Raw genomic sequence first — 25402 nt, forward strand, 5'->3', positions numbered from 1 at the left:
CAACGAGCACGCCGGCGACAAGGGCGCACACCGCGGCGCGCCGCGCGACGCACCCAGTTCGGGGGACAAGTTGCATCGCGCATGACCGATCCTCGGGCATTCTCCTTACACTCGACAGAGCATCACCCGTCGTCTGCAGGGAGACGGCGGGACGGCCTTCCAGGGGGAGACCCGATTGCTGCTCATCGCCGCGGCTCTGCTCACCGCCTCGATGCACTCGCTCGGAGTGATCGAGGCCCCCGTCGCGCCTCCGACCCATGCCGCCACGGCCACCGTGACGGTCGCGCTCGTCTCCGAGCGCCACGCGGTGCCCCAGCCGGTCATGACCGGGGGACAGATCGACGTCGACACCGTCGCCGACGCGCACGGTCGGGCGTTCCTCGACGACCTCGGGGTCCTCGGCGCCGGTGACCTGCGCCGCGCCGCCGACGACCGCCGTGTCGTGGCGACCGCTCAGGACGACCCGCCCGCGGCGGCCGTCGTCGCGCAGTGGTGGGCGGGACTCGACGCCGACGAACAGGGCACGCTCCTGGTCCACGCGCCGTCGATCATCGGCAACCTCGAGGGCGTACCGTACGCCGTCCGCGACCGCGCGAACCGGTCGACCCTGACCACCGGACTCGCCGACCCCGACACCGGCGCCGCGCACGCCGCGATGCTCGGACAGGTGCGGGACTCGCTGCGGCGCGAGCCCGGTGACCCGCAGCGGTTCCTCATCACGCTCGACACCCGAGCGGCGGGGCGAGCGGCGATCAGCATCGGTGACCTCGACACCGCGGCGGACGTCACCGTCATCGTCCCCGGGATGTTCTTCACCGTGACCGGGCAGATGGCCGACTTCACGAACACCGCCAACGACCTGGCGAGCGAACAAGCGACCCTCGCGCCGCTGGCGGCCGGTGGCTCCGGCGACGGGACGGGCGTCGCCGTCGTGGCGTGGATGGGCTACCGCACGCCCGACCTGTCGAACATCATGTCGCTCAGCCTCGCCGACTCCGGGGCGCAGCGACTCGAGCGCACCGTCGACGGCCTGCGGCAGATCCGCGACGGCGACCAGCCCCGGCTGAACATCGTGGCGCACTCGTACGGGTCGACGACGGCGCTCATGGCGCTCGCCTCCGGACGGATGAGCGCCGACACCCTCACCGTGCTCGGGTCACCGGGCAGCGACGTCCGGTCGGCGGCGGACCTGGACGTCGCCTCGGACGAGGTGTTCGTCGGTGTCGCGCACAGCGACCCGATCGCGGGGTCCGGGTACTACGGCACGGACCCGGGCGGTTCGTCGTTCGGCGCCACCGTGATGAACCTGGCCGGCGGTGCCGACGCGCTGGCCGCCGGGGACCTGTTCCGCCGTCCGGTCGGGCACAACGACTACCTCAAGCCGGGGACCGCATCGCTGCACGACGTCGCCCTGATCGGGATCGGCCGCGGTGACCTCGTCCGCGAGCAGGTCCGACGCGGCAGCACCGGTGACGACGGCGTCGTCGGTGCGTCGGTCGACATGTACCTGGTCCGTCCGCAGGACCTGCAGCCTCGCGACTGACGGGGCGAGGCCCTGGGCGTGACCGGATCGTGACCGGCGGCCGACGTGCCGGGGCCGCACCGGGCCTCCCGGCCGGATCCGCGACCCCGCGCGGATCGCGACCCGCGACAGGTGTTGCCTGAGCGGCAACCTGAGCGACGGCGCAGCCTCAGTCGGTTCCACGGCAGAACCAGTACAGCCCGCCTCCCTACGGTTCGGGGCATGCGTGTGGTGCGATGGCCTGGTGCTCTCCTGATGTTCGTGGTGATGTCCGTGCTCGCCGGCATGCTCGTCGCCGTCGCGGTGACGCCCGCGGTCGCCGTCGCGGGTGAGGGCACCTCGGGTGCGGTCGCGTTCTTCGAGGACCTGCCGAGTTACCTCGACGTGCAGACGCCGCAGCAGGTGTCGTCGGTGTACGCGACGAAGGGCGGCAAGCAGGTCAAGATCGCGTCGTTCTACGCCGAGAACCGGACGAACGTCGCGGCCGACCAGATGGCGGACACGCTCAAGCAGGCCGCCATCGACACCGAGGACCCCCGCTACTACGACGAGGGCGGCATCGACGTCCTCGGCACGCTGCGCGGAGTCGCCGCGACCGTCGTCGGCGGCGACGTCCAGGGCGGATCGAGCATCACGCAGCAGTACGTCAAGAACGTCCTCGTGCAGCAGTGCGAGGAACTCACCGGCAAGGACCAGGCCGCCACGGCGAAGAAGGTGGAGGCCTGCTACGAGGACGCGGCCGGCGTCACGCCGCAGCGGAAGCTGCAGGAGATGCGGTACGCGATCGCGGTGAACAAGAAGTACTCGAAGGACGACATCCTGACCGGGTACCTGAACATCGTCGGGCTCGGCGGTCGGGTGTACGGCGCCGAGGCCGGTGCCGAGTACTACTTCGGCGTGCACGCGAAGGACCTGTCGCTGGTGCAGTCGGCCACGCTCGTGGCGATCCTCAACAACCCCTCGAACCTGCGCATCGACGTGCCCGGTGACAAGGCGAACGGGCAGGCGAACGGCTACGCGCTCACCAAGGAGCGACGCGACTACGTGCTCCGCCGCATGCAGGCGCACGGGTCGATCACGAAGGCCGAGATGACGAAGGCCATCGCGACCCCGGTCACGCCGAAGATCACCGAGACCGCGAACGGCTGCTCGACCGCGGCGACGAACTACGACGCCGGCTACTTCTGCGACTACGTCCGCGACCAGGTGCTGCAGGACCCGGCGTTCGGCAAGACCGCCGCGGCGCGCATCGCGACGCTCGACACCAAGGGCCTGCAGATCCACACCTCGCTCGACCTCGACCTGCAGGGCCAGGCGCAGACCGCACTGTCGACCTACGTGCCCGCCACGATGGCGGGCGTCGACGTCGGCGGTTCCAACGTCACCGTCGAGCCCGGCACCGGACGCATCATGTCGATGGTGCAGAACACGTCGTACACGCAGGGCGACAACGCCGCAGCGGGGTCGACCGCGGTGGACTACAGCGCGGACTCCGGCTACGGCAACTCCGGCGGGTTCCAGACCGGCTCCACCTACAAGGTCTTCACCCTGGCCGAGTGGCTCGCGACCGGCCACACGCTCTCCGAGTCGGTGTCGACCACCGAGCACACGTTCCAGAACTCGGAGTTCACGAACTCCTGCCAGAACGTCAGCGGCGGGACGTGGCCGGTCGCGAACGCCGAGTCCGTGCCGGCGTCGATGACCGTGCAGGCCGCCACCGTCGAGTCGATCAACACCGCCTTCGGCGCGATGGGGAAGCAGCTCGACCTCTGCAAGATCGCGCAGCTCGCGCAGTCGATGGGGATCCACCGCGCCGACGGCGGTGCCCTCGGGCAGACCCCCTCGTCGATCCTCGGCGTCAACGAGCTGTCGCCGATCGACCTGGCTGAGGCCTACGCCGGCTTCGCGAACGGCGGCGTCGTCTGCACGCCGACCGCGATCGACTCGGTCACCGAGTCCGACGGCACGAAGATCACCCCGACGCCGTCGTCCTGCACGCAGGGGGTCTCGGCGGACGTCGCCGGCACCGTCGACTACGCGCTGCAGGGCGTGCTGTCGGGCTCCGGCACCGCCGCCAGTGCGAACCCCGGCGACAGCGTGCCGAAGTTCGCGAAGACCGGCACCACCGACGGCGACGTGCAGAACTGGCTCGTCGCGTCGTCGACGAAGTACACGAACGCCACCTGGATCGGGAACGTGCAGGGGAGCGTGAGCCTGGCGAACTGGCCGTTCCTGCAGGGCACCACCGGGTACAGCGCGAAGTTCGGGGTCGGGAAGTCGATGATGGCGTACCTGGACCAGACGGTCGGCGGGGACGCCTTGCCCACGCCGAGCCAGGCGATGATCGGGCAGGCGAGCCACTCGTCGCAGTCGTCGCAGTCGCAGTCCTCGGCGTCGTCGGGATCCGGTGCGTCGCAGGCCGACCAGTCGACGCCGACCACGCCGACGCAGACGGCGGCTCCCGCTGCTCCCGCTGCGCCGGCCGCTCCTGCGGCGCCGGCAGCACCGGCGGCACCCGCCGCCACGGCGGCTCCGGCAGCGGGTGACCAGAACGGGAAGTGACGGCTCGGGTCCACGCCGCCTGGAGGCCCGTCACCGGTCCGCCGGACCGGTGACGGGCCTCCAGGCAGCCGTCCACAGCCGCGCCTGCGTGATCGACCGCAGCCAATAGACTGTCGGACGTCCACGAACCGATCGACGGAGCACCATGCCTGACATCACGAGCGAGCAGGTCGCGCACCTGGCGAACCTCGCACGTATCGCACTCACGCCCGACGAGATCGAGAAGCTGACCGGGGAGCTGTCGCACATCGTCGAGAGCGTCGCCAAGGTCGCCGAGGTCGCGACCGACGACGTCCCGCTGACGAGCCACCCCGTGCCGCTCGGCAACGTCACCCGACCCGACGTCGTCGGCCAGACGCTGACGCAGGAGCAGGCGCTCTCCGGAGCGCCGGACTCCGACGGCGAACGGTTCCGAGTGACCGCCATCCTGGGAGAAGAACAGTGACCGACATCACGCGGATGAGCGCCGCGGCGCTCGCCGACGCCCTCGTGGCGCGCGACGTCTCGAGCGTCGAGGCCACGCAGGCCCACCTCGACCGCATCGCCGCCGTCGACGGCGACGTGCACGCCTTCCTGCACGTCAACCAGAACGCCATCGCCGTCGCGAAGTCGATCGACTCGCGTCGCTCGGCCGGCGACGACCTCGGGCCCCTCGCCGGTGTCCCGATCGCGATCAAGGACGTCCTGTGCACGCAGGACATGCCGACCACCTCGGGCTCGAAGATCCTCGAAGGCTGGATGCCGCCGTACGACGCCACCCCGGTCGCGAAGCTCCGCGCCGCCGGCCTCGTGCCGCTCGGCAAGACCAACATGGACGAGTTCGCGATGGGCTCGACCACCGAGTTCTCGGCGTACGGACCGACCCACAACCCGTGGGACCTCGACCGCATCCCCGGCGGGTCCGGCGGTGGTTCGGCCGCTGCCGTCGCCGCGCACGAGGCACCCATCGCCCTCGGCTCCGACACCGGTGGCTCGATCCGTCAGCCCGGCGCCGTCACCGGCACCGTCGGTGTGAAGCCGACCTACGGCGGGGTCAGCCGCTACGGCGCGATCGCCCTGGCGTCCAGCCTCGACCAGATCGGCCCGGTCGCCCGCACCGTCCTCGACGCCGCGCTCCTGCACGACGTCATCGGCGGGCACGACCCGCGCGACTCCACCTCGATCCCCGACGCCTGGCCCTCGATGGCCGCCGCCGCCCGCGAAGGACTGCAGGCGGACACGCTGCGCGGCCTGCGCGTCGGCGTGGTGAAGGAGCTCGCCGGTGGCGACGGCTTCCAGGCCGGCGTCACCCAGCGCTTCCAGGAGACCGTCGCGCTGCTCGAGTCGGCCGGTGCGGTCGTCGTCGAGATCGACGCCCCGTCGTTCGCCTACGCGATCAGCGCCTACTACCTGATCCTGCCGGCCGAGGCCTCGTCGAACCTGGCGAAGTTCGACTCGGTGCGCTTCGGCCTGCGCGTCACGCCGGAGAACGGTGCGACGGTCGAGGACGTCATGGCCGCCACGCGCGAAGCCGGGTTCGGTCCCGAGGGGAAGCGTCGCATCATCCTCGGCACCTACGCCCTGAGCGCCGGGTACTACGACGCCTACTACGGCTCGGCGCAGAAGGTCCGCACGCTCGTGCAGCGCGACTTCCAGGCCGCGTTCGACCAGGTCGACCTGCTCATCAGCCCGTCGGCCCCGACGACCGCGTTCCCGATCGGTGAGCGCATCGACGACCCGCTCGCGATGTACCTCAACGACCTCACCACGATCCCGGCGAACCTGGCGGGCGTGCCCGGCATGAGCATCCCGAACGGCCTCGCACCCGAGGACGGCCTGCCCGTCGGCGTCCAGCTGATGGCCCCGCAGCGCGAGGACGCCCGCCTGTACCGCTACGGTGCGGCGCTCGAGCGTCTGCTCGAACAGCAGTGGGGAGCCCCGCTCATCGACCGGATCCCGGACCTCGACCAGAGTCAGCAGTCGGCTGCGCAGGAAGGTGTGATCTGATGGCGCAGAAGGACGCGCTCATGGACTTCGACGAGGCACTGGAGCGCTACGAGCCGGTGCTCGGCTTCGAGGTGCACGTCGAACTCGCGACGAAGACCAAGATGTTCTCGGACGCGCCGAACTTCTTCGGTGGCGAGCCGAACACGAACGTGACGCCGGTCGACCTCGGGCTGCCCGGGTCACTGCCCGTCGTCAACGCGCAGGCCGTCCGGTACTCGATCCAGCTCGGGCTCGCGCTCGGCTGCTCGATCGCCGAGTCCTCGCGGTTCGCCCGGAAGAACTACTTCTACCCGGACAACCCCAAGAACTACCAGGTCTCGCAGTTCGACGAGCCGATCGCGTTCGAGGGCGAGGTCGAGGTCGAGCTGGCCGACGGCACGATCTTCAACATCCCGATCGAACGCGCCCACATGGAAGAGGACGCCGGCAAGCTGACGCACGTCGGTGGTGCCACCGGCCGCATCCAGGGTGCCGAGTACTCGCTCGTCGACTACAACCGCGCCGGTGTGCCGCTCGTCGAGATCGTCACGAAGCCGATCTTCGGTGCCGAGCACCGTGCCCCCGAGCTCGGTGCCGCGTACGTGCAGGTCATCCGCGACCTCGTGCGTGCACTCGGTGTCTCCGAGGCCCGCATGGAGCGCGGCAACCTGCGCTGCGACGCCAACATCTCGCTGCGCCCCCGCGGCCAGGAGAAGCTCGGCACCCGCACCGAGACGAAGAACGTCAACTCGTTCCGTGCCGTCGAGCGTGCGATCCGCTACGAGATCCAGCGCCAGGCCGCGATCCTGGCCGACGGCGGCTCGATAACGCAGGAGACCCGTCACTGGCACGAGGACACCGGCCGCACCTCGGCCGGCCGTCCGAAGTCGGACGCCGACGACTACCGCTACTTCCCCGAGCCCGACCTGCTGCCGGTCGTGCCGGACCCCGCGGTCGTCGAGGAGCTCCGTGCGTCCCTGCCCGAGGCGCCGGTGGCTCGCCGCCGTCGCCTCAAGGGCGACTGGGGCTTCGCCGACCTGGAGTTCCAGGACGTCGTGAACGGTGGGCTGCTCGACCAGGTCGAGGGCACCGTCGCCGCCGGCGCTGCGCCGCAGGCCGCTCGCAAGTGGTGGACCGGCGAGATCAGCCGTGTCGCGAACGCGCAGGACGCCGAGCCCGGCGACCTGGTGTCACCGCAGCACGTCGCCGAGGTCATCGCGCTCGTCGAGTCCGGCGACCTGACCGACCGCCTGGCCCGCCAGGTGCTCGAGGGCGTCATCGCCGGCGAGGGCTCGCCGGCCCAGGTCGTCGAGGCCCGCGGGCTCAAGGTCGTGTCCGACGACTCGGCGCTCACCGCCGCGGTCGACGAGGCACTCGCCGGCCAGCCGGACGTGCTCGCGAAGATCAAGGACGGCAAGGTCCAGGCCGCCGGCGCCATCATCGGTGCCGTCATGAAGGCCATGAAGGGCCAGGCGGACGCCGCCCGCGTCCGCGAGCTGGTGCTGGAGCGCGCGCAGCAGGCGTAGTAGCCGTTCCGTGCAGTTCCGTTCCGCGGAACCAGGTTCCGGACACAGCACCGTGGGAAACCACGGTGCTGTGTCCGTTCCGCGGTGTGGGAGAACCTGGGGACGCGTCAGCGACCCGGTGACAGGATGAGTCGTGTCCGCAACGATCCGCGCCATCGGAACCGCCGTCCCGGAGACGACGCTCGAGCAGGCTGCCGTGCGAGACCTCTTCGCTGCGCAGCCCGAGCTCGGTCGTCTCGGCCGGCGGCTCGTCCCCGCAGCTTTCGACGCCTCGGCGGTCGAGCACCGGCACACCGTGCTGGCCGAACTCGACCGGAGCCGTCCAGCGGGCGCGTTCCGCGACACGGACGGCGCGCTGCACTCGCCCTCGACGGGCACCCGCAACGACCGCTACCGCGAGCTCGCGCCGCCGCTCTTCGTCGAGGCTGCTCGTGACGCGTTGGCCCGCGCAGACGTCGACGCGGCCTCGGTCACGCACGTCGTCACGGTGTCGTGCACCGGGTTCACGCAGCCCGGCCCGGACCTGGACATCGTGACCGAGCTCCGCCTGCGCCGTGACGTCTTCCGCCACCACATCGGCTTCATGGGGTGCTGCGCGGCGTTCCCGGCACTCCGGATCGCGGCCGCGTTCGCCGAGGCCGACCCGGACGCCGTCGTATTGGTCGTCTGCGCCGAGCTCTGCACCCTGCACGTCCGCGCGAGCGACGACCCGGACCAGATCGTCGCGAACAGCGTCTTCGGGGACGGTGCCGCCGCCGTCGTGGTCACCGCCGACGGCCCCGGCCTGCGCCTCGACGCGTTCGCCACCGCCGTCGTGCCCGAGAGCGCCGGCGAGATGGCGTGGAACATCGGCGACGAGGGCTTCGAGATGGTCCTGAGCACCGCGGTCCCCAAGCTCGTCGGGAGCAGCGTCGCCGAGGCCGTCGCGTCGCTGCTCGACGGGCCGGCCGCCGACGTGCCGGTGTGGGCCGTGCACCCCGGTGGACGTGCGATCCTCGACCGCACGCAGCAGGCGCTCGACCTGCCGGACGCGGCGATCGCGGCGAGCCGGACGGTGCTGCGCGACCACGGGAACATGTCGAGCGCGACCGTGCTGTTCGTGCTCCGCGAGGCCCTCGACGCCGGGATCCCGGACGGTGCTGCCGTCGTGGCGCTCGCCTTCGGCCCCGGACTCACGGTCGAGAGTGCACGACTGACCATGGTGCGCACGTGAGCCGTCCCGACGGCGGCTCCACGGGCCTCCCGGTCCTCGACCTGCGTACGCGCGCGGTCGACCTGACCGAACTCATGGACGACCCGGACTGCGACCCGCGCGCGCTCGCGCGGACCTTCCGACGCTTCGCGCTCGTCAACGCCCTGGTCAGCGGCTGGCGTTCGGCGTGGCGGACCCACGTCGTACCGGCCCTGCCGGTGCACGGCCGCGCCCGGGTCCTCGACCTCGGGTGCGGCGGCGGCGACCTGGCCCGGGCCGTCGTGCGGTGGGCGGCGAGCGACGGGTTCGACGTCGAGGTCGTCGGGGTCGACCCGGACCCGCGGGCGATCGAGGCGGCGAACCGGCGGGCACCGCGGGGTGTCACCTTCCGGCAGCAGTCGAGCGGTGACCTGGTCACGGCGGGCGAGCGGTTCGACGTCGTGGTGTCGAACCACGTCCTGCACCACCTGGGCGACGACGAGCGGAACGGGTTCCTGGCGGACTCGGAGGCGCTCGCGTCGGGTCGCAGCGTGCACTCGGACATCCGTCGGTCGCGCGAGGCCTACCGGGCGTACGCGCTGGCGTCGCCGCTGGTGTCCGCGGGGACCTTCGTCCGGGTCGACGGCCTGCGGTCGATCCGTCGGTCCTTCACCCTGGCGGAACTGCGGGACACGCTGCCGACCGGGTGGCGAGCGGAACGGGCATCGCCGCACCGGGTGCTGGCCGTCCGCGACGCCTGACGGTCAGGACGGCTCGGCCGCCCGGCGCAGGAGCTCGGCGTGGAGTTCGGCAGCGCCGGCGGGTCCGAGATCGAGGATCTCCGACTCGGGCACACCGAGGTCGTGGAGTGCCCGCACCAGGTACAGCGGGAGGGCGTTCGCGGGCGCCGGGTGCACGGGGCTGCCCCGGTCCGGCAGCGTGCCGTCGTCGACGCAGCGCCAGAAGGCCGGTGCATCGACCTGCAGCTGGTGGCGCAGGACGTGCGCCCACATGCGCGCACCGTAGGTCGACCGGTCGACGGGCTTCGAGATCCGGGTGCGCAGGACGCGTGCGTCCCAGAGCACGAGCTCGTAGGTGCGATGGTGCCGGACGGGCTGACCGGTGGCGCCGCGCACCAGTGTCCAGCGCTCGGTCGTGCAGAACGTGTCGTGGTGCTCGCGGTTCGGAGCAGGGTGCCTCGGGCTACTCACCGCCGCGCTCCAACCAGTCGCGCAGTTCGGCGTCCGTGGACAGCTTGACCAGCTGGACGAGCGCCCACGCGTCGTGGTGGTTCGGGGCGTGCTGGAGACGGTCTTCCCAGTCGACCGCGTACTCCCGCAGCGACAGGGCGAGGTCGGCGAGTGCGTCGTCGACGTCCGTTCCCTGGGCGACGAACGGGCGCCCCTCCATGAGGGCGACGACCGCGCCGGCCTCGCGGAAGACACTGACCCGCGGGGAGACGGTCCGGAAGAAGTGGTCGCGAAGCCGGTCGACGGGCAGCATCGCGGAGACGGCACCGTCGCGGGCGACCGTCACGGTGCGGCCGGTCGCGGTGGCGTCGAGCATGTCCTTGAAGTGCTCGCGGGCGCGCGAGTACGTGGGGTAGTCGGCTGCGATGGGCACGAGGGCCTCCGGTGAGTACGGCACGTACGGAGCGTACGTGGTGTGCTGATCCTAGGGGAGGGGGCTGACAGATCTGTGGAGAACGCGAGGGTGGCGTGTTCGGCTAGCGTCGCCGGTATGGCCCGGACCCCACTGCACCGCGTCGCGGTCCTGGTGCTCGACGGCGCGAAACCGCTCGACGTCGGGATCCCCGCGCAGGTGTTCTCGAACCGGCCGAGCATGCCCTACGAGGTGCGGGTGTGCGGCCCCCGGGCCGGTCGGATCACCGGCGGCGACGGGTTGGCCTACGCGGTCGACCACGGGCTGGAGGCGCTGGACTGGGCGGAGACCGTCTTCGTGCCCGGCTACCGCCGACCGTCGGACTCGGCGCCGCCAGCAGACGTCGTCGCGGCACTCGCGCGGGCCCACGAGCGCGGCGTCCGCATCGCGGCGATCTCCACCGGGGCGTTCGCGCTCGCGGCAGCCGGGCTGCTCGACGGCCGCCGGGCGACGACGCACTGGCACTACACGCGGGTGCTCCGTGAGCGGTACCCCGAGGTGGACGTCGACGAGGACGTGCTGTTCGTCGACGCGGGCTCGGTGCTGACCAGCGCCGGCGCCGCGAGCGGGATCGACCTGTGCCTGCACATCGTCCGACAGGACCACGGCGTGGCACTGTCGAACCACGTCGCCCGACGGCTCGTCAGTGCCCCGTACCGCAGCGGCGGCCAGGCGCAGTACGTACCGCGGAGCGTTCCCGAACCGCTCGGCGACGTGTTCGCCGACACCCGGGAGTGGGCGCTCCGGCACCTTGCCGAGCCGCTCACGCTCGAAGCGCTCGCGCGCAATGCCACGGTGTCGACCCGGACGTTCTCACGCCGGTTCGTGGAGGACACCGGGTACACGCCGATGCAGTGGGTGCTGCGGGCGCGCGTCGACCTCGCCCGGGAGCTCCTGGAGCAGTCCGACCTCGGCGTCGACCAGGTGGCCGAACGAGCGGGCCTCGGTTCCGACGCGAACCTGCGGACGCACTTCCGGCGGATCCTCGGGACCTCGCCCACCGAGTACCGCCGGACGTTCCAGGACTGACCGCGCCGTCGCGGCGGTGGTGGCGACATCCTTTCGGACACTGGCTTCCCTGCCACTGGAGCCGTGCCTCCCGGCCCATGAGCATGGACCACGGAACGAAAGGAACTCCACATGACCCGCATCGCCATCAACGGCTTCGGCCGCATCGGCCGCAACACGCTCCGCGCACTGCTCGCACGGGGCGGTGACGACCTCGAGGTCGTCGCCGTGAACGACCTGACCGCCCCCGACACGCTGGCGCACCTGTTCCGCTACGACTCCGCCCTCGGGCCGTTCGACGGCACCGTCGAGGTCGACGGCGACACACTCGTCATCGACGGCCGCCGCGTCCGCGTGCTCGCATCGACCTCGCCGGCGGACCTGCCGTGGGCCGAACTCGGCGTCGAGGTCGTCCTCGAGTCCACCGGACGCTTCACCGCACGCGACGCGGCAGCCGGGCACCTGACCGCCGGCGCCCGACGGGTCCTCATCAGTGCGCCGGCCACCGGAGCGGACGCCACCATCGCGTACGGCGTGAACTCGGACACGTTCGACCCGGCCGTGCACACGGTGATCTCGAACGCGTCGTGCACGACCAACGCGCTCGCACCCCTGGCGTCGGTGCTCGACGACCTGGCGGGCATCGAGCACGGGTTCATGACCACCGTGCACGCGTACACGCAGGAGCAGAACCTGCAGGACGGGCCGCACCGTGATCTGCGTCGGGCCCGCGCTGCCGGCGTGAACATCGTGCCGACGACGACCGGGGCGGCCAAGGCCATCGGGCTGGTGCTGCCCCGCCTGGAGGGCAAGCTGTCCGGTGACGCCATCCGCGTGCCGGTGCCCGTCGGGTCGATCGTCGAGCTGAACACCGTCGTGTCGCGGGACGTGACCGTGGACGAGGTGAACGAGGCCTACCGCGCCGCGGCTGCCGGTCCGCTCGCCGGGGTCCTGGCGTTCACGGTGGACCCGCTCGTGTCGACGGACATCACCGGGCGGCCGGAGTCGAGCATCTTCGACTCGCTGCTCACCCGCGTCGACGAGGGCCGGCACGTGAAGGTCGTCGCCTGGTACGACAACGAGTGGGGCTTCTCGAACCGCGTGGTCGACACGCTCGGGATGCTGGCGCGCGCGTAGGCCGCGGGCCGGTCGGCGCTGGGCCGGCGGGCGGGCGCTGGGCCGGCGCTGGGCTGGCGCTGGGCTGGCGCCGCCGGGTTTCGCGCTGAGCGACACTTCACGGGCTCATCGCCGCGTGAAGTGTCGCTCAGCGCGAAATGTGCGCGGCGCGGGCGGCCGCGCCGGGCCGCGCGCGCGCGTCAGCGGATCAGCGCGGTCGTGCTCGCGAAGGCACGGGAGCGCACGGCCTCGCGGTACCGCTCGAGCGCCGCGTCGTCGGCACCGACCGACTCCAGCGCCGCCAGCCCCGCGCCGAGCACCGGGGGATCGGTCACCCAGGTCGGCACCGCTCCGGGGACCCGGGCAGCGAGCCCGTCGACGACACCGTCCACGAGCAACGGGTGCCGAGCAGCGAGCACCCCGCCCCCGAGCACGACGGGCACCGGGTCGGCCACCGAACCTCCGAGGCCCAACCGCTCGAGCGCGACCGCGGCGAGCAGGACGATCTCCTCCGCCTGCCGCTCCACGACGCCCCGGGCCACCGCGTCGCCGGCTCCGGCCACGTCGAACAGCACCGGGCAGAGCCGGTTGAACACGCGCTGGTCCAAGCGGCCGAAGTGGATGGCCTCGGTGACCTCGCGGACGCTGCGCAGGCCCACCGCCGCCGGCACCGCGCCGACCAGCGCCGTCGCCGGGCCGCGCCCGTCGTCGGCCCGAGCCGCGTGCCAGAGCGCCCGGTTGCCGAGCCACGCGCCGCCACCCCAGTCGCCGGAGACGTCCCCGATGGCCGGGAACCGTGCGGTCGTGCCGTCAGCCCGCACCGCGAGGGCGTTGATCCCGGTGCCGCACACCACGGCCGCGGCGTCGGGGGACAGGGTGCCGGCCCGCAGCAGCGCGAACAGGTCGTTGTCCAGGACATGCGGTTCGCCGCCGTCATCGGCCCAGTGCGCGAGGGCCGCGGTCGCCGCGACGAGCTCGTCGTGCAGGTCGAGCCCGGCCAGGTACACGTGCGTCGTGCGGATGCGGCGGTCACCCAGCTCGCTGACCACCCGCGCACGGACGTCGTCGAGGATCGGGCCGGCGAGGTCCCAGCCCCGCGTCTGCGGGTTCGACCCCGGACCGCGCGCGTGCCCGACGATGGTCCCGTCGAGCGCGATCGCGACGACGTCGGTCTTGCTCCCGCCGCCGTCGACGGCGAGCACGACGTCGGTCGCGTCCGGTGGGACCGGCGCGGGCGGACGGGAGGCTCGGGCCGGGCCCGCCGCGCCGGTCCGGCTCAGCCCGCCCACGTCACCTGCTCCGATCGCGCCCACGGGATGTGTTCCGCGTTCGCGGCCAGGAGCAGGTCGGTGAGCTGCTCCGCCTTGTCCACCTGCCCGACGAGCGGGTGCGCCCACATCGCACGGAGCACCCGGTCGCGGCCACCGTGCACCGCGGCGTCGAGCGCGAGCCGCTCGTACCCGGCGACGTGCGACACGAGACCGACCATGTCCGGGTCGAGCGGGGAGACCGGCAACGGCGTGATCGCCTGGCGGGTGACGCGCGACGGCACCTCGATGACGTGGTCGTCCGGCAGGAACGGGAACGTGCCGTCGTTCCGCACGTTGAGGACCTGCACGTCGCCGCGGTCGCCGAGGATCGAGGACAGCACGTCGATCGCCGCCTCGGAGTAGTAGGCGCCGCCGCGCTGCTCGAGTTCGGCGGGCTTCGTCACGACGGACTCGTCGGCGTACTTCGCGAGCAGGGCCCGCTCGGTCTCCATGACGGCCTCGGCACGGGTGGGCTCGTGCAGCTGCTCCTGCAGCACGATGTCGTGCGAGTAGAAGTACCGCAGGTAGTACGAGGGGATCGCGTGCTGCAGGCGGAGGAGGTCCGGGTGCATGTGCACGCTCTCCGCCGTCCGGCCGAGGGCACCGTCCGACTCGGCGAGCAGGTCCGCCATGACGTCGCGCTCGACGCCGTCCGCGCCCGTGACGTGCACGCCGCGCTCCCACGTCAGGTGGTTCAGGCCGACGTGGTCGAGCCGGACGTGGTCGGGGGCGACGCCGAACTCCTTCGCGAAGCGGCGCTGGAACCCGATCGCGACGTTGCACAGTCCGACGGCGCGGTGTCCGGCCTCGAGCAGGGCGCGGGTGACGATGCCGACGGGGTTGGTGAAGTCGACGATCCAGGCGTCCGGCTTGGCGTGCTTCCGGACGAGTTCGGCGTACTCCAGGACCACGGGCACGGTGCGGAGCGCCTTCGCGAACCCGCCCGGACCGGTGGTCTCCTGCCCGATGCAGCACGCTTCGTGCGGCCACGTCTCGTCCTGCTGCCGTGCGGCCTGCCCGCCGATGCGGAGCTGGAACATGACGGCATCGGCGTCGGTGACCCCGGCGACGACGTCGTCGGTGACGTGGATCGTGCCGGGGTGTCCGGCGTGCGCGAACATCCGCTTGGCGACACCGCCGACGAGTTCACGGCGCACCGGGTCGGGGTCGACGAGCCAGAGCTCGTCGATGGGGAGCTGGTCGCGGAGCCGGGCGAAGCCGTCCACGAGTTCGGGGGTGTAGGTGGATCCGCCACCGACGACTGTGAGTTTCACTGGAGCTGCTATCCCTTCACGCCGGTGAGCGCGATGCCCTCGACGAATGCCTTCTGTGCGAAGAAGAAGATGATGACGACGGGGACCATGACGACGACGGTCATCGCCATCGTCATCGACCAGTCGGTGCCGTGCTGTCCGCGGAACGTGGCGAGTCCGTACGCCACCGGCCAGGCGGCCTGGTTCTCGGATGCGTACAGGAGCGGGCCGTAGTAGTCGTTCCACGAGTGGAAGAACATGAAGATCGCCGCCGACGCGATGCCCGGGCGGGCCATCGGGACGACCACGCGCCAGAGCACGCCCCACTCGCTGCAGCCGTCCATGCGGGCGGCGTCGCCGTACTCCTTGGGGATGGTCATGAAGAACTGGCGGAGCAGGAAGATGCTGAACGCGTCGCCGAGCAGGTTCGGCAGGATGAGCGGCCACAGGGTGCCGGTCAGGTGCAGGTGCGACCACATCACGTAGACCGGCACCGCGGTGACCTGCGGGGGCAGGAGCATCGCGACGATGATCACCGTGAAGATCAGGTTCGCGCCCCTGAACTTGATCTGGGCGAGCGCGTAGGCCGCGGGCACCGAGCTGATGAGCATGAACGCGGTGGCGAGGACGGCGTACATCGACGAGTTGCCGAACCACTGCGTGAGCGGCAGCTCGGTGAACACCCGCGCGTAGTTCGAGAAGTCGAACGGCCGGGGCACGATCGACGCCGTGAGGGCCTGGTTGCTCGACATCAGCGAGGTCAGGATGACGAACACGATCGGGGCGATGGTCAGGACGCCGAGGGCCACCAGAGCGGCGTGCTCGGCGATCCACACCAGGGAGCGACCACGCGGCCTGCCGGTGCGGGGCGCTGGACCCCGGGGCGCCCGGGCGAGCGGGGACTGGGACACAGCGGTCATCAGGACTCCTCCGGCCGGAACACACTGATCCGGCGCATCGTGAAGACGAGCACCACGGCGGTGATCACGAACAGGACCACGGCCATGGCGGACGCGTAGCCGAACTGGAAGTTCGCGAACCCGTGCTGGTAGAGCAGCTCGGTGTAGGTGAGCAGCGAGGTGCCCGGGTAGCCGAGCTGGGCGGCGGTCCCGCCACCGATCGTCGCCTTGCCGCTCGCGACGCCCGAGGCGACGGCCGCCTCGGTGAAGTACTGCAGCGCGGCGATCACCCCTGTCACGGCGGCGAACCCGATCACCGGGGCGATCGTCGGCAGGGTGATGTGCCGGACCTGCTGGACGCCGTTCGCACCGTCGAGCGACGCGGCCTCGTACAGGTCGCGCGGCACGTCGAGCAGTGAGGCCAGGAAGATGATCATGATGTCGCCCATCACCCAGACGCCCAGGATCACGAGCGACGGCTTCGACCACGCCGGGTCGTTGAACCACAGCGGGCCGTCGATGCCGAAGACCCGGAGGATCTGGTTCACCGGCCCGGTGCCCGGGTTGAAGAGGAACACGAACGCCACGACGCTCGCGACCGGCGGGACCAGGGCGGGCAGGTAGAACAGCGTCCGCCAGAACCCGGTGGCCGTCTTGGCCCGGCTGAGCAGCCCGGCGACCAGGAGTCCGCACACGATCCGGACCGGTACCAGGATGACGACGAACCACAGCGTGTTCACGACCGCGGGCCCGATCTGCGGGTCCTGGGTGAACAGGAACTTGTAGTTCAGCAGCCCGACGAACTCGGGCTCCTGCAGCTGGTTGTAGCGCGTGAACGAGTAGAAGATCGACGCGACGAGCGGGTAGGCGAAGAAGATCACCAGGCCCGCCAGGGCCGGCGCGAGCATCGTCAGGGCGACGAGGCGGCGCCGGGACTCTGCGGAGCGGGGCCGACGTCGCGGAGCCGTCGGGGGCACCGGACCGGACCCCGTCGGGCCCGTGGGCCGGGCGGCGCGGGCGAGCCGCGCCTCCCTGCCGGTCGTCTTGGTGGTGAGGCTCATCACGGACCAGCCAGCTGGTTCGCGTTGTCGATGTCGGAGTCCAGCTTCTTCAGCTTCGCGTCGAGGTCGCCGCCGTTCTGCTGGTAGGCCTGCCAGAACTTCGTGAAGGTGCCGATGTAGGCGGCGCCGTCCGCGGTGCCCGGCGAGGTCATCGTGTCCTTGTTGCCCGCGACGTCGACGAAGGTCTTGTAGTTCTCGTCGACCTCGAGGTCGGGGGACTCCAGCGCCGAGGTGAGCGTCGGGATGTTCTTCAGACCGTTGCCCATCGTGACCTGCGCGTCGGTGTTGGTGGACAGGTACCTCAGGAGCGCCCACGACAGCTCGGGGTTCTTGGACCCCTTCGCGATGCCCGCGACGTTGCCCGCGATGTACGTCGAGCCGTAGTTGCCGAGGCCGTCCATCACCGGGGTCGGGGACGTGCCGTAGTCGAGGTCCGGCTTCTGGTCCTTGAGGAACGCCGTGCGGTACTCGCCGTCGATCTGCATCGCGACCTGACCGGTCTGGAACGCGTTGTCGGCCGCGAACTCCTGCCCGAGGCCGGAGGTGAAGGCCTTGAGCTTGTCGTAGCCGATCTCGTCGACGAAGCCCTTCTGCCAGGTGATGAGCTTCTTCCACGCGTCGGACGTACCGATCACGCTGTTGCCGTCCTTGTCGAGCCACGAGCCGTCGACCATCGGCGCCCAGTGCTCGGGCGAGTTCTCGTAGAAGTCGATGAGCGGGTTGAAGCCGAGCTGCTTGATGGAGCCGTCGGCGTTGTACGTCGTCAGCTTCAGCGCGTCGGTCTTCAGCTCGTCGAGCGTCTTCGGTGGAGTCGTGATGCCCGCCTTCTCGAGGAGCGGCTTGTTGTACATGAGCGCGCTGACGTCGGCGAGGGCCGGCAGGGTGCAGCGCGTGCCCTTGTACTGCGTGTACGACTGCACCGCCTTCGGGATGTCGGACAGGTCGACCTTGTCGCGCTTGATGTACGGCGACAGGTCGCGGAAGGCACCCGAGGAGCAGAAGCTGCCGACGATCGCGGTCGAGTACGACAGACCCACGTCGATGTTCTGGCCGGACGAGATCGCCTTCTGCAGCTTCTCGTCGTCCTGGCCGGCGTGGATGTCGACGGTGACGTCGGGGTTGGCCTTCTCGAAGCCCTCGACGGCGGTCTTCACGACGCCGGCTTCACGGCCGGTGAAGAAGTGCCACAGGGACACGGTGCCCTTGAGGTCCTTCGGGGCGCTCTTCTCGATCGAGTCGGCGCTGCTGCCGGAGCTGCAGCCGGCGACGACGAGGGCGCCGGCCGCGGCGACGGCGGTGGCGGTGGCGATGCGGCGGAACGCCCGGCGGCGCGGGACGTTCGGTTCGGGGAGGGACAAGGCGGTACTCGCTCTCTGGTCTCGCTCCGTCGCCGCCCGTTTCCGGGCGCTGCTCGTTTCCGGGCGCCGCCCGTTTCCGGGCGCTGCTCGTTTCCGGGCGCCGCCCGTTTCCGGGCGCGACGAAGAGCCCTGTGACAGGGCTGGGTGATGGTGCCTCGAGTGGTGCGGGTGGAACGTTCAGGGGCGCTCGACGGGGTCCGGCGTCGGGGCATCGTCACTGATGCGCTCGAGCCGGTCCGCGAGCGCGGTGCGGACGACGTCGATGAGGACGTGCCGCGCACCGTGCAGGACGGGGGTGTCGGGGACGCCGGGCGCGACCACGGCGGTGGACCAGCGCGAGCGGGTCCGGAGCCAGGCGGTCACGGCGGCGGCCAGGGCGGGGCCACCGGCGATCCCGGTCGGGCCGTGCAGGACGACCGTCTCGGGATCGGCCACGGCGAGGGCGGGGAGCACGTTGTGCCCGACGCGCTCGCCGAGGGCGACGGTGAAGGGGTGCTGCTCGGGCAGGCCGGGCAGCTGCGGGAGCACCTGGCGCCAGTCGGCTGCGGTGCCGTCCGGTGCCGTGATCCCGTGCTCGGCGGCCAGGGCGATGATCGCGGACTCGGAGATGAGGTCCGCGACGATCGTGGCCGTCGGGTCGATGGAGCGTGCGTCGGCGGGCACGCTGAGGTAGCCGATCTCACCCGCGGCACCGGAGGCGCCGGTGTGCAGGTGACCGTGCAGGTCGAGGGCCATGCCGAGGCCCTCGGCCATCCAGAAGAGCGCGAACGACCCGGGTGCTCGACCGGCCCCCATGTTGCGTTCGGCGATGGCGGCGAGGTTGGCGTCGTTCTCGACGACGACGTGGACCCCGAGCTCGGCGGAGAGGGTCGCGCTGACCTGCTCACGAGGCCAGCCGGGCAGTCCGTCGGTGAAGATGAGGGTGTCGGTGGCGTGGTCGACACTCGCCTGCACACCCACGGCGACGGCGGTGACGAGCTCGGGGTCCACACCGGCCGCGGCGGCTGCGCGGGAGATCGCGGCGGCGACGATGTCGGCGCCGGGGGAGCGCACCTCGGCCTCGGACATCCGGTGCGTGGCGACCGGGAACGTGCGACCGGCGGCGTCCACCACGGTCGACCGGACGTCGACGAGCTGGACGTCCACCGCGACACCGAGGTCGCGGTCGGTGATCGCTTCGTACACGACGGCGCTCGGCCCGCGACGCCCGGCCTGGGTGTCCGTGCCGGCCTGGCGGATGAGCGCAGCCGACTCGAGCCGGCGGATGATCTCGGCGGCGGTGGGCTTGCTGAGCCCTGTCCGCTGCGCGATCTCGTTGCGGGTGAGCGGGCCGTCGTCGAGCAGCAGCTCGAGGGCCGCACGGTCGTTCAGGACGCGCAGCAGACCGGGCTGGCCGGGGGTGCGTCCTCGTGTGGTCATGTCGAGGACTGTAACGGACAACCTTCTTTACTGAAAGGTTTGTTTACCGATTCGAAACACGCGTTCTGCTGCGCGAAACGTGCCGCCCCGACGGAGGCCCGCCGACCGCCGGCCGGGTGCCCGCGAGCGACCGGCGCCTACGGCCGCAGCAGCACCTTGATCGCCCGGCGCTCGTCCATCGCCCGGTACGCCTCGGCGGCCTCGTCGAGCGGCAGCTCGAGGTCGAACACGCGCCCGGGGTCGATCGCTCCGGACAGCACGTCGGGCAGCAGCTCCGGGATGTACTTCCGTGCCGGCGCCATGCCGCCCGCGACGGCGATGTTCGTGTCGAAGAGGTAGCGCGTACCGATCGTCGGCACGCCGTGCGGGACCCCGACGAAGCCGAGGTTGCCGCCCGCGCGCACCGAGTGCAGCGCCTGGTCCATGCTCTCCTCGGTGCCCACGGCCTCCACCGCGCAGTCGGCGAGGTCGCCGCCGAGCAGCTCGCGGATCGCCGCGACGCCCTCCTCGCCGCGCTCGGACACGATGTCCGTCGCGCCGAACTCGCGTGCCAGCGCCTGGCGATCGGCGTGCCGGCTCATGGCGATGATGCGCTCGGCGCCGAGTCGCTTCGACGCGAGCACGGCGGACAGGCCGACCGCGCCGTCGCCGACCACCACGACGGTCTTGCCCGGACCGACCGCCGCCGACACCGCGGCGTGGTGCCCGGTGGAGAAGACGTCGGACAGGGTCAGCAGCGACGGCACGAGCGCCGGGTCGACGGGGCCGGGCACCGCGACCAGCGTCGCGGACGCGTCCGGGATGCGGACGTACTCCGCCTGGGCGCCGCCGACCGGGTCGCCGTACGCGTCCTTCCCGCCGAAGCCGGACAGGTGGTCGCAGCCGCTGGTCATCCCGTGGCGGCAGGCCTGGCAGGTGCCGTCGTTCATGGTGAAGGGGGAGATCACGAAGTCGCCCTCGTGCAGGTCGGTGACCGCGTCGCCGACGGCGACGACCTCGCCGACGAGTTCGTGCCCGATCGGCCGGGGCTCCTTCGTCTTCGTGACGCCGCGGTAGGGCCACAGGTCCGAGCCGCACACGCACGCGGCGACGACCTTGACGACGACGTCCGTCGGGGTGAGCACCGAGGGGCGGTCGCGCTCCTCGACGCGGATGTCGTTCGGGGCGTGGATGATGGCTGCGCGCACGGGAGGCCTTCCGTCGAGATGGTGGGTGTCGGCGCGGTCGACGTCGTCCGGGCCGACGTCGACAGTACCCTCGTGCGGGTGGACGACGACCGGTACGGCGGGGACGTGCTCTCGGGAGACTGGCGCTCCCGCGGGGTGAAGAAGGTGCGGCAGGTGCCGCTCGAGCGCGACATGGTGCTCGAGGACCCGGACTCCGGGTGGGCCGGTGCCGTCGTCGGACTCGAGGCGGGCAACATCGCGCTCGAGGACTGGAAGGGCCGCACCCGCTCGTTCCCCTTCACCGGGCAGTTCCTGCTCGAGGGCGAGCTCGTCACGCTGGGCCGCCCGCAGGCGCCGGTCGGCCGGTCTGCCGCAGCTGCTGCCGGGTCGCCGGGTTCGCTGGGTTCCGTTCACTCGGACTGGAGGCCCGGGGCCGCGCCCGCCGTGCGGCATGCGTCCGACGGTGGTCGCCTCCGCACCGCGTCCGGATCCTTCGCGGTGGAGTCGCAGCGTGCCCGGGTGGCTCTGCCCTCGCGCATCATGGTCGAGGGAAAGCACGACGCCGAACTGGTCGAGAAGGTCTGGGGAACCGACCTGCGCGTCGAGGGCGTCGTCGTCGAGGAGCTCTCCGGCGTCGACAACCTGGCTTCGGTGCTCGATGAGTTCCAGCCCTCGCGAGACCGTCGCGTCGGCGTGCTCGTCGACCACCTGGTGCCCGGGTCGAAGGAGTCCCGGTTCGCCGACGCCGTGATGCGCGGCAAGTGGGGCGCGCACGTGCTCGTCGTCGGCCACCCGTTCGTCGACGTCTGGCAGTCCGTGAAGCCCGCCCGCGTCGGACTGCAGGCCTGGCCGACGATCCCGCGGTCGATCGAGTGGAAGAAGGGGATCTGCCAGGCGCTCGGGTGGCCGAACGCCGAGCAGGCCGACATCGCCCGGGCGTGGCAGCGGATCCTCGGACAGGTGCGCACCTTCGCCGACCTCGAGCCGCAGCTGCTCGGCCGTGTCGAGGAGCTCATCGACTTCGTGACGGAACCGAAGGCCTGAGAACCCGGCCGTTCTGGGCAGGCGTGCGGAATGAGCGGGTGATCCGCGCCTCCGCTCCGTATCGTTGAGGGATGGACGGCATCGACGGACGCGTGCGCAGCGCTGTCGACGTCTGGCTGCGCTGGCTGCCGCGCTGGCAGATCGGCACCGCCCGCCCGCGCACCCGCATCTGCCGGAAGTGCACCGGGTCCCCGATCGCGAGTGCCGCCGGCTTCGGGCAGGACGTCCCGCACGCCGTCCAGCACGCGCTCATCGGCCGGATCTCGACCATCGTCGAGGACGCCGTCGACGACTACACCGCCAAGAACCTGCCGCTGCTGCAGCGGGAGCTCGAGCGGGCCGCGGCGCGGAAGCGGCACGCCGGGTACCAGCCGGCGGAAGGCCTGTCGCCCGAGTTCCAGGGCCTCGACGTCGATCCCGAGCCCTCGCCGGGTTCGCCGTTCCTCTTCACGCTCGGGGAGCTCGCGGGGACGGGCGCGGGGGAACAGACACCACGGGAGCCGCTGTCGGACGAGGCGAAGGCGGCGCTCCGGCACGAGATCGAGCTGTCCGACGAGTGCGCTCGCTCGACCGGGACGGCGGTGTGCCTGGCCCTCATCGACCACCGGCCGCGCATCGCCGAGGCGGTCGAGCGCCTGGTCGAACCGCAGATCGAGGCGCTCGTGTCCGACATGTTCCGCGGGTTCGACGGTCCGGACGAGGGGCCGCGCAGCGGGCTGTTCTAGCGGCGACGCGCGCGGGCGCGGGCTTCGCCCGGTGCGAGGTTGACCACGCCGTGCGCGCTTGTTGCGCTGCACCGAGTGGTCAACCTCGCACCGTGCGCGGTCCGTCGGTCAGCGGGGGAGCAGCGTGCGACCGGGCACGACGGTGCCCCGGAGTGAGCGGTGCTCGACGGCACGCGTCGGGTCGTCGATCCGGCCGATGACGAGGTCGATCGCCTCGCGGCCGATGCGTTCGATCGGCTGCTCGAGCGTCGTGAACCCGATCCAGTCGCTCGCGAGGGGGTACACGCCGTCGAACCCGGTGACCGACAGATCGTGCGGGACCCGGACACCGCGGCGTGCGAGCGCCTCGCACACGTCGAGCATGAGCCGGTCCGTCGGGCACATCACCGCGGTCACGTCCGACTCGTGCATCGCGTCGACCAGGTCGGCGGCGAGGTCGTCCGGTGGTCGCACGAAGCTGGCGTCGATGTCGATGACCCGGACACCACGCGCGCGGAGCCGTTCGACCATCGCCGTCGAGCGGGCGTGCTGCGTGATCGCGTTGTCGAGTGGGACGGTGAGTACGGCGACCGTGCTATGGCCGGCGTCGGCGACGGTGTCGGCGATGGTCGCGCCACCGTCCACCTCGTCGCAGTACACGCTGGACAGTGCCGGGTGGAGTTCGGGCCGGCCGGCGACCACGGTGGCGATCCGCGGGGCGAACTCGGCGATGTCGGCCGACGGCATCAAGCCGCTGCAGACCACGAGGCCGTCCACCCGCATCGACACGAGTGCGGCGAGTGCGGACTTCTCGTCCTCGACACGGCCGACACCCGTGGTGGTGACGACGCGGTAGCCCAGCTCGGACGCGCGGCGCTCCATCACGGCGTGCAGTGCGGTGTAGACCATCGACGACGCATCGCGGACGAGCATGCCGATGGTGTGCGTCCGACCGCTGACGAGCCCGCGTGCCATGGCGTTGGCGACGTACCCGAGCTCGGCTGCGGCGCGCTCGACCCGCTCGCGAGTCTCATCGGAGAACCGTCCGGTGCCGGAGAGGACACGGCTCACCGCGGACTTCGAGACGCCTGCTCGTGCGGCGACGTCGAGGATGGTCGGCTGGGACCCGCGGCTGGCGTTCACGCCTCGGTCGCGGCGGCGTCCTGCCGGGACCGCGACGCGGTGAAGCGCAGCACCCCGCGGGCGATCGCGCGCCAACCGAGCAGGAACACCCCGAGCACGATCGTGGCGACGATGACGAAGGAGATCGGCAGCGGGTTGCCGTCGACGTCGCCCTGACCCGTGGCGACGCGGATCGCCATGCCGACGAACACCGTGAGGATCCATACGACGACGCCGGTCGGCCAGAAGCGCAGCGGGCGGGCCCAGGCTCCACTCGTCACGTACCCGATCGCCCAGCCCGCCAGGAACGGGTAGACGGTGGTCCAGATCCCCAGTGCGGTGTTGCCCTCGCCGTGGGAGGAACGGCCGATGAGCGCGAAGACGACGATGAGGACGACGTCGATGACGGCTGCGAGCCAACCCCAGGTGCGTGTGTTCACCCGGACAGTCTCGCAGCCCGGACGGCTCCGGCCTCTCCACAGGCGGGCGTCGCCCTCGTCTTGTCCACAGATCCGCCGCCGTCCCGACGGCTCCCGTTCCCCGACCATCACCATCGTCGGGGTGAACCGTCAGATCGCCCTCGCCCCACTTCCCGCCGTCACCGTCCTCCGGACCTCGGCGCACCATCCAGCCGAGTCCGAGGTGATCAGGAGGCGGGCGGACGCGCAGGAGCTCGTCCGCATCGGGCGAGGGAAGTTCGTCGACGCTGCCGCTTGGGCAGCCCTCCGGCCAGCGGAACAGCACCTGGTCCGCGTCGGTGCGTCCGCCGATCGCATCGGACCCGACCAGGTCGTCTCACACGTCTCGGCGGCGGTCGTACTCGGTGTGCCGACGGTGTCGCCGCCGCCCGATCGAGTGCACGTGACCTCGGTCGGGAGTGATCGGCGGACCACGAATGCTTCCTTCGTCGTCCACGCCGACCTCGACCCGGTACCAGACCCGAACCGGATCAGCACGCCGGAAGGCCTGCAGCTGAGCGGACCTGTTCGGATCGCTGCCGACGTGGCCCTCACGCTCCCGTTCATGGACGCCGTCGTGGCGCTTGACGACCTGCTCCGTCGGGGTCTTCCCCGAGCAGCCGTGCGCGACACGATCGCGCGACGTGGCCCCAAGGGGCGCCGTCGCGCGCTCCGTGCGGTGGACTTCGCCGACTCCGCGTCGGACTCGCCGGGTGAGTCGATCGCGCGCACCCGGTTCGATCAGTTCGGCACGGAGGAGCCCGTCCTGCAGCACCGTTTCCGGTCGTCCGGGCAACCGGACATCGTGGTGGACTTCTGGTTCCCCTCGGCCGGCGTCGTGGTCGAGTTCGACGGCGAGGTGAAGTACCGGGACCCGACGATGCGGAACGGGCGTTCGGCGGAGGACGTGGTCATCGCCGAGAAGTACCGGGAGGACCGGCTGCGGTCCTTGCCCGGCGTCCGGCACGTCGTGCGGTTGCGATGGGCTGATCTCTGGGACGAGGCGACGTTGCGCGCGAAGCTGCGGCGGGCAGGCGTTCGGATGCGACGCTGAGCGCGCCGTGCGAAGTTCGCCA

23 protein-coding genes are annotated in these 25402 nt (G+C 71.5%); 12 read left to right on the forward strand and 11 right to left on the reverse strand.

Annotated features, from left to right (window positions below; all coding sequences use genetic code 11):
* The first annotated feature begins 175 nt into the window (after positions 1-175).
* The 7 genes from EDF33_RS07050 to EDF33_RS07080 all read left to right on the forward strand — a co-directional run bounded on the left by EDF33_RS07050 (position 176) and on the right by EDF33_RS07080 (position 9507).
* Positions 176-1543, forward strand: a complete 1368-nt coding sequence (locus EDF33_RS07050; protein WP_132099605.1) for an alpha/beta hydrolase — start codon at positions 176-178, stop codon at positions 1541-1543.
* A gap of 201 nt (positions 1544-1744) precedes the next feature.
* A complete protein-coding gene (locus tag EDF33_RS07055; RefSeq protein WP_132099606.1) occupies positions 1745-4084 on the forward strand; it encodes a transglycosylase domain-containing protein in 2340 nt (779 codons plus the stop codon).
* 145 nt (positions 4085-4229) lie between these two features.
* Complete coding sequence (gene gatC / locus EDF33_RS07060) at positions 4230-4529, forward strand: Asp-tRNA(Asn)/Glu-tRNA(Gln) amidotransferase subunit GatC (RefSeq protein WP_111085021.1); 300 nt, start codon at positions 4230-4232, stop codon at positions 4527-4529.
* On the forward strand, positions 4526-6070 hold the full coding sequence (gene gatA, locus EDF33_RS07065; protein WP_132099607.1) for an Asp-tRNA(Asn)/Glu-tRNA(Gln) amidotransferase subunit GatA: 1545 nt from the start codon (positions 4526-4528) through the stop codon (positions 6068-6070). The genes gatC and gatA overlap by 4 nt, the downstream gene beginning before the upstream one ends.
* Complete coding sequence (gene gatB, locus EDF33_RS07070) at positions 6070-7575, forward strand: Asp-tRNA(Asn)/Glu-tRNA(Gln) amidotransferase subunit GatB (RefSeq protein ID WP_123340738.1); 1506 nt, start codon at positions 6070-6072, stop codon at positions 7573-7575. The genes gatA and gatB overlap by 1 nt, the downstream gene beginning before the upstream one ends.
* 133 nt (positions 7576-7708) lie before the next feature.
* Entirely contained in the window at positions 7709-8788 is a 1080-nt protein-coding gene (locus EDF33_RS07075; RefSeq protein ID WP_132099608.1) for a type III polyketide synthase, read from the forward strand.
* Positions 8785-9507 carry a methyltransferase domain-containing protein gene (locus tag EDF33_RS07080; protein WP_132099609.1) on the forward strand — a complete coding sequence of 241 codons (723 nt, stop codon included), beginning with the start codon at positions 8785-8787 and terminating at the stop codon, positions 9505-9507. The genes EDF33_RS07075 and EDF33_RS07080 overlap by 4 nt, the downstream gene beginning before the upstream one ends.
* 3 nt (positions 9508-9510) lie before the next feature.
* Here EDF33_RS07080 and EDF33_RS07085 read toward each other — a convergent pair whose 3' ends face one another.
* Positions 9511-9957, reverse strand: coding sequence for a cytotoxic translational repressor of toxin-antitoxin stability system (locus EDF33_RS07085; protein ID WP_207906639.1), 447 nt, complete (start codon positions 9955-9957; stop codon positions 9511-9513).
* On the reverse strand, positions 9950-10393 hold the full coding sequence (locus tag EDF33_RS07090; RefSeq protein WP_132099610.1) for a prevent-host-death protein: 444 nt from the start codon (positions 10391-10393) through the stop codon (positions 9950-9952). Before EDF33_RS07090 ends, EDF33_RS07085 begins: the two co-directional genes overlap by 8 nt.
* A gap of 93 nt (positions 10394-10486) precedes the next feature.
* On the opposite strand from EDF33_RS07090, the gene EDF33_RS07095 reads away from it, so the two are divergent.
* Together EDF33_RS07095 and gap are read left to right on the forward strand one after the other, a co-directional pair.
* The gene (locus tag EDF33_RS07095) at positions 10487-11437 is read left to right on the forward strand and encodes a DJ-1/PfpI family protein (RefSeq protein WP_132099611.1); all 951 of its coding nucleotides are present in this window, start codon (positions 10487-10489) and stop codon (positions 11435-11437) included.
* Positions 11438-11548: 111 nt separating this feature from the next.
* Complete coding sequence (gene gap / locus EDF33_RS07100; protein WP_123294060.1) at positions 11549-12553, forward strand: type I glyceraldehyde-3-phosphate dehydrogenase; 1005 nt, start codon at positions 11549-11551, stop codon at positions 12551-12553.
* 179 nt (positions 12554-12732) lie between these two features.
* Here the strand turns inward: gap and EDF33_RS07105 are convergent, their stop codons facing one another.
* The 7 genes from EDF33_RS07105 to EDF33_RS07135 form a co-directional block, all read right to left on the reverse strand.
* Positions 12733-13821 (reverse strand): BadF/BadG/BcrA/BcrD ATPase family protein, encoded by a 1089-nt coding sequence (locus EDF33_RS07105; RefSeq protein ID WP_243692378.1) that lies wholly within the window; start codon positions 13819-13821, stop codon positions 12733-12735.
* Positions 13809-15116 (reverse strand): 6-phospho-beta-glucosidase, encoded by a 1308-nt coding sequence (locus EDF33_RS07110; RefSeq protein WP_123340745.1) that lies wholly within the window; start codon positions 15114-15116, stop codon positions 13809-13811. Before EDF33_RS07110 ends, EDF33_RS07105 begins: the two co-directional genes overlap by 13 nt.
* An 8-nt stretch (positions 15117-15124) precedes the next feature.
* Positions 15125-16015 carry a carbohydrate ABC transporter permease gene (locus tag EDF33_RS07115; protein ID WP_123938925.1) on the reverse strand — a complete coding sequence of 297 codons (891 nt, stop codon included), beginning with the start codon at positions 16013-16015 and terminating at the stop codon, positions 15125-15127.
* Positions 16015-17055, reverse strand: coding sequence for a sugar ABC transporter permease (locus EDF33_RS07120; RefSeq protein ID WP_200849231.1), 1041 nt, complete (start codon positions 17053-17055; stop codon positions 16015-16017). The genes EDF33_RS07115 and EDF33_RS07120 overlap by 1 nt, the downstream gene beginning before the upstream one ends.
* Positions 17055-18413, reverse strand: coding sequence for an extracellular solute-binding protein (locus EDF33_RS07125; protein WP_243692379.1), 1359 nt, complete (start codon positions 18411-18413; stop codon positions 17055-17057). Before EDF33_RS07125 ends, EDF33_RS07120 begins: the two co-directional genes overlap by 1 nt.
* Positions 18414-18590: 177 nt before the next feature.
* On the reverse strand, positions 18591-19832 hold the full coding sequence (locus EDF33_RS07130) for an ROK family transcriptional regulator (RefSeq protein ID WP_123294056.1): 1242 nt from the start codon (positions 19830-19832) through the stop codon (positions 18591-18593).
* Positions 19833-19969: 137 nt separating this feature from the next.
* On the reverse strand, positions 19970-21019 hold the full coding sequence (locus EDF33_RS07135) for an alcohol dehydrogenase catalytic domain-containing protein (protein WP_132099612.1): 1050 nt from the start codon (positions 21017-21019) through the stop codon (positions 19970-19972).
* Positions 21020-21097: 78 nt separating this feature from the next.
* Between EDF33_RS07135 and EDF33_RS07140 the strand changes: the two genes are divergently transcribed.
* The gene (locus EDF33_RS07140) at positions 21098-22042 is read left to right on the forward strand and encodes a DUF3097 domain-containing protein (protein ID WP_132099613.1); all 945 of its coding nucleotides are present in this window, start codon (positions 21098-21100) and stop codon (positions 22040-22042) included.
* 71 nt (positions 22043-22113) lie between these two features.
* Positions 22114-22767: a spermidine/putrescine ABC transporter substrate-binding protein gene (locus EDF33_RS07145; RefSeq protein WP_123294054.1), complete on the forward strand. Its 654-nt coding sequence runs from the start codon at positions 22114-22116 to the stop codon at positions 22765-22767.
* 108 nt (positions 22768-22875) lie between these two features.
* On the opposite strand, the gene EDF33_RS07150 is transcribed toward EDF33_RS07145, so the two are convergent.
* Together EDF33_RS07150 and EDF33_RS20380 are read right to left on the reverse strand one after the other, a co-directional pair.
* On the reverse strand, positions 22876-23889 hold the full coding sequence (locus EDF33_RS07150) for a LacI family DNA-binding transcriptional regulator (protein WP_131878405.1): 1014 nt from the start codon (positions 23887-23889) through the stop codon (positions 22876-22878).
* Positions 23886-24308 carry a DUF3054 domain-containing protein gene (locus EDF33_RS20380; RefSeq protein WP_235035981.1) on the reverse strand — a complete coding sequence of 141 codons (423 nt, stop codon included), beginning with the start codon at positions 24306-24308 and terminating at the stop codon, positions 23886-23888. The genes EDF33_RS07150 and EDF33_RS20380 overlap by 4 nt, the downstream gene beginning before the upstream one ends.
* Before the next feature lie 121 nt (positions 24309-24429).
* Here EDF33_RS20380 and EDF33_RS07160 point away from each other — a divergent pair, with 121 nt between their 5' ends.
* Positions 24430-25380 (forward strand): hypothetical protein, encoded by a 951-nt coding sequence (locus EDF33_RS07160; RefSeq protein WP_131878409.1) that lies wholly within the window; start codon positions 24430-24432, stop codon positions 25378-25380.
* The last annotated feature ends 22 nt before the right edge of the window (positions 25381-25402 follow it).

This window comes from Curtobacterium sp. PhB146 (assembly GCF_004342995.1).
Lineage (GTDB): Bacteria > Actinomycetota > Actinomycetes > Actinomycetales > Microbacteriaceae > Curtobacterium.

Bases quoted from the DNA above. Each gene is read 5' to 3' on its own strand.
- EDF33_RS07055 (WP_132099606.1), top strand. From the start codon at position 1,745: ATGCGTGTGGTGCGATGGCCTGGTGCTCTCCTGATGTTCGTGGTGATG.
- gatC (WP_111085021.1), top strand. From the start codon at position 4,230: ATGCCTGACATCACGAGCGAGCAGGTCGCGCACCTGGCGAACCTCGCA.
- gatB (WP_123340738.1), top strand. From the start codon at position 6,070: ATGGCGCAGAAGGACGCGCTCATGGACTTCGACGAGGCACTGGAGCGC.
- EDF33_RS07095 (WP_132099611.1), top strand. From the start codon at position 10,487: ATGGCCCGGACCCCACTGCACCGCGTCGCGGTCCTGGTGCTCGACGGC.
- gap (WP_123294060.1), top strand. From the start codon at position 11,549: ATGACCCGCATCGCCATCAACGGCTTCGGCCGCATCGGCCGCAACACG.
- EDF33_RS07115 (WP_123938925.1), bottom strand. From the start codon at position 16,015: ATGACCGCTGTGTCCCAGTCCCCGCTCGCCCGGGCGCCCCGGGGTCCA.
- EDF33_RS07120 (WP_200849231.1), bottom strand. From the start codon at position 17,055: ATGAGCCTCACCACCAAGACGACCGGCAGGGAGGCGCGGCTCGCCCGC.
- EDF33_RS07130 (WP_123294056.1), bottom strand. From the start codon at position 19,832: ATGACCACACGAGGACGCACCCCCGGCCAGCCCGGTCTGCTGCGCGTC.
- EDF33_RS07145 (WP_123294054.1), top strand. From the start codon at position 22,114: ATGGACGGCATCGACGGACGCGTGCGCAGCGCTGTCGACGTCTGGCTG.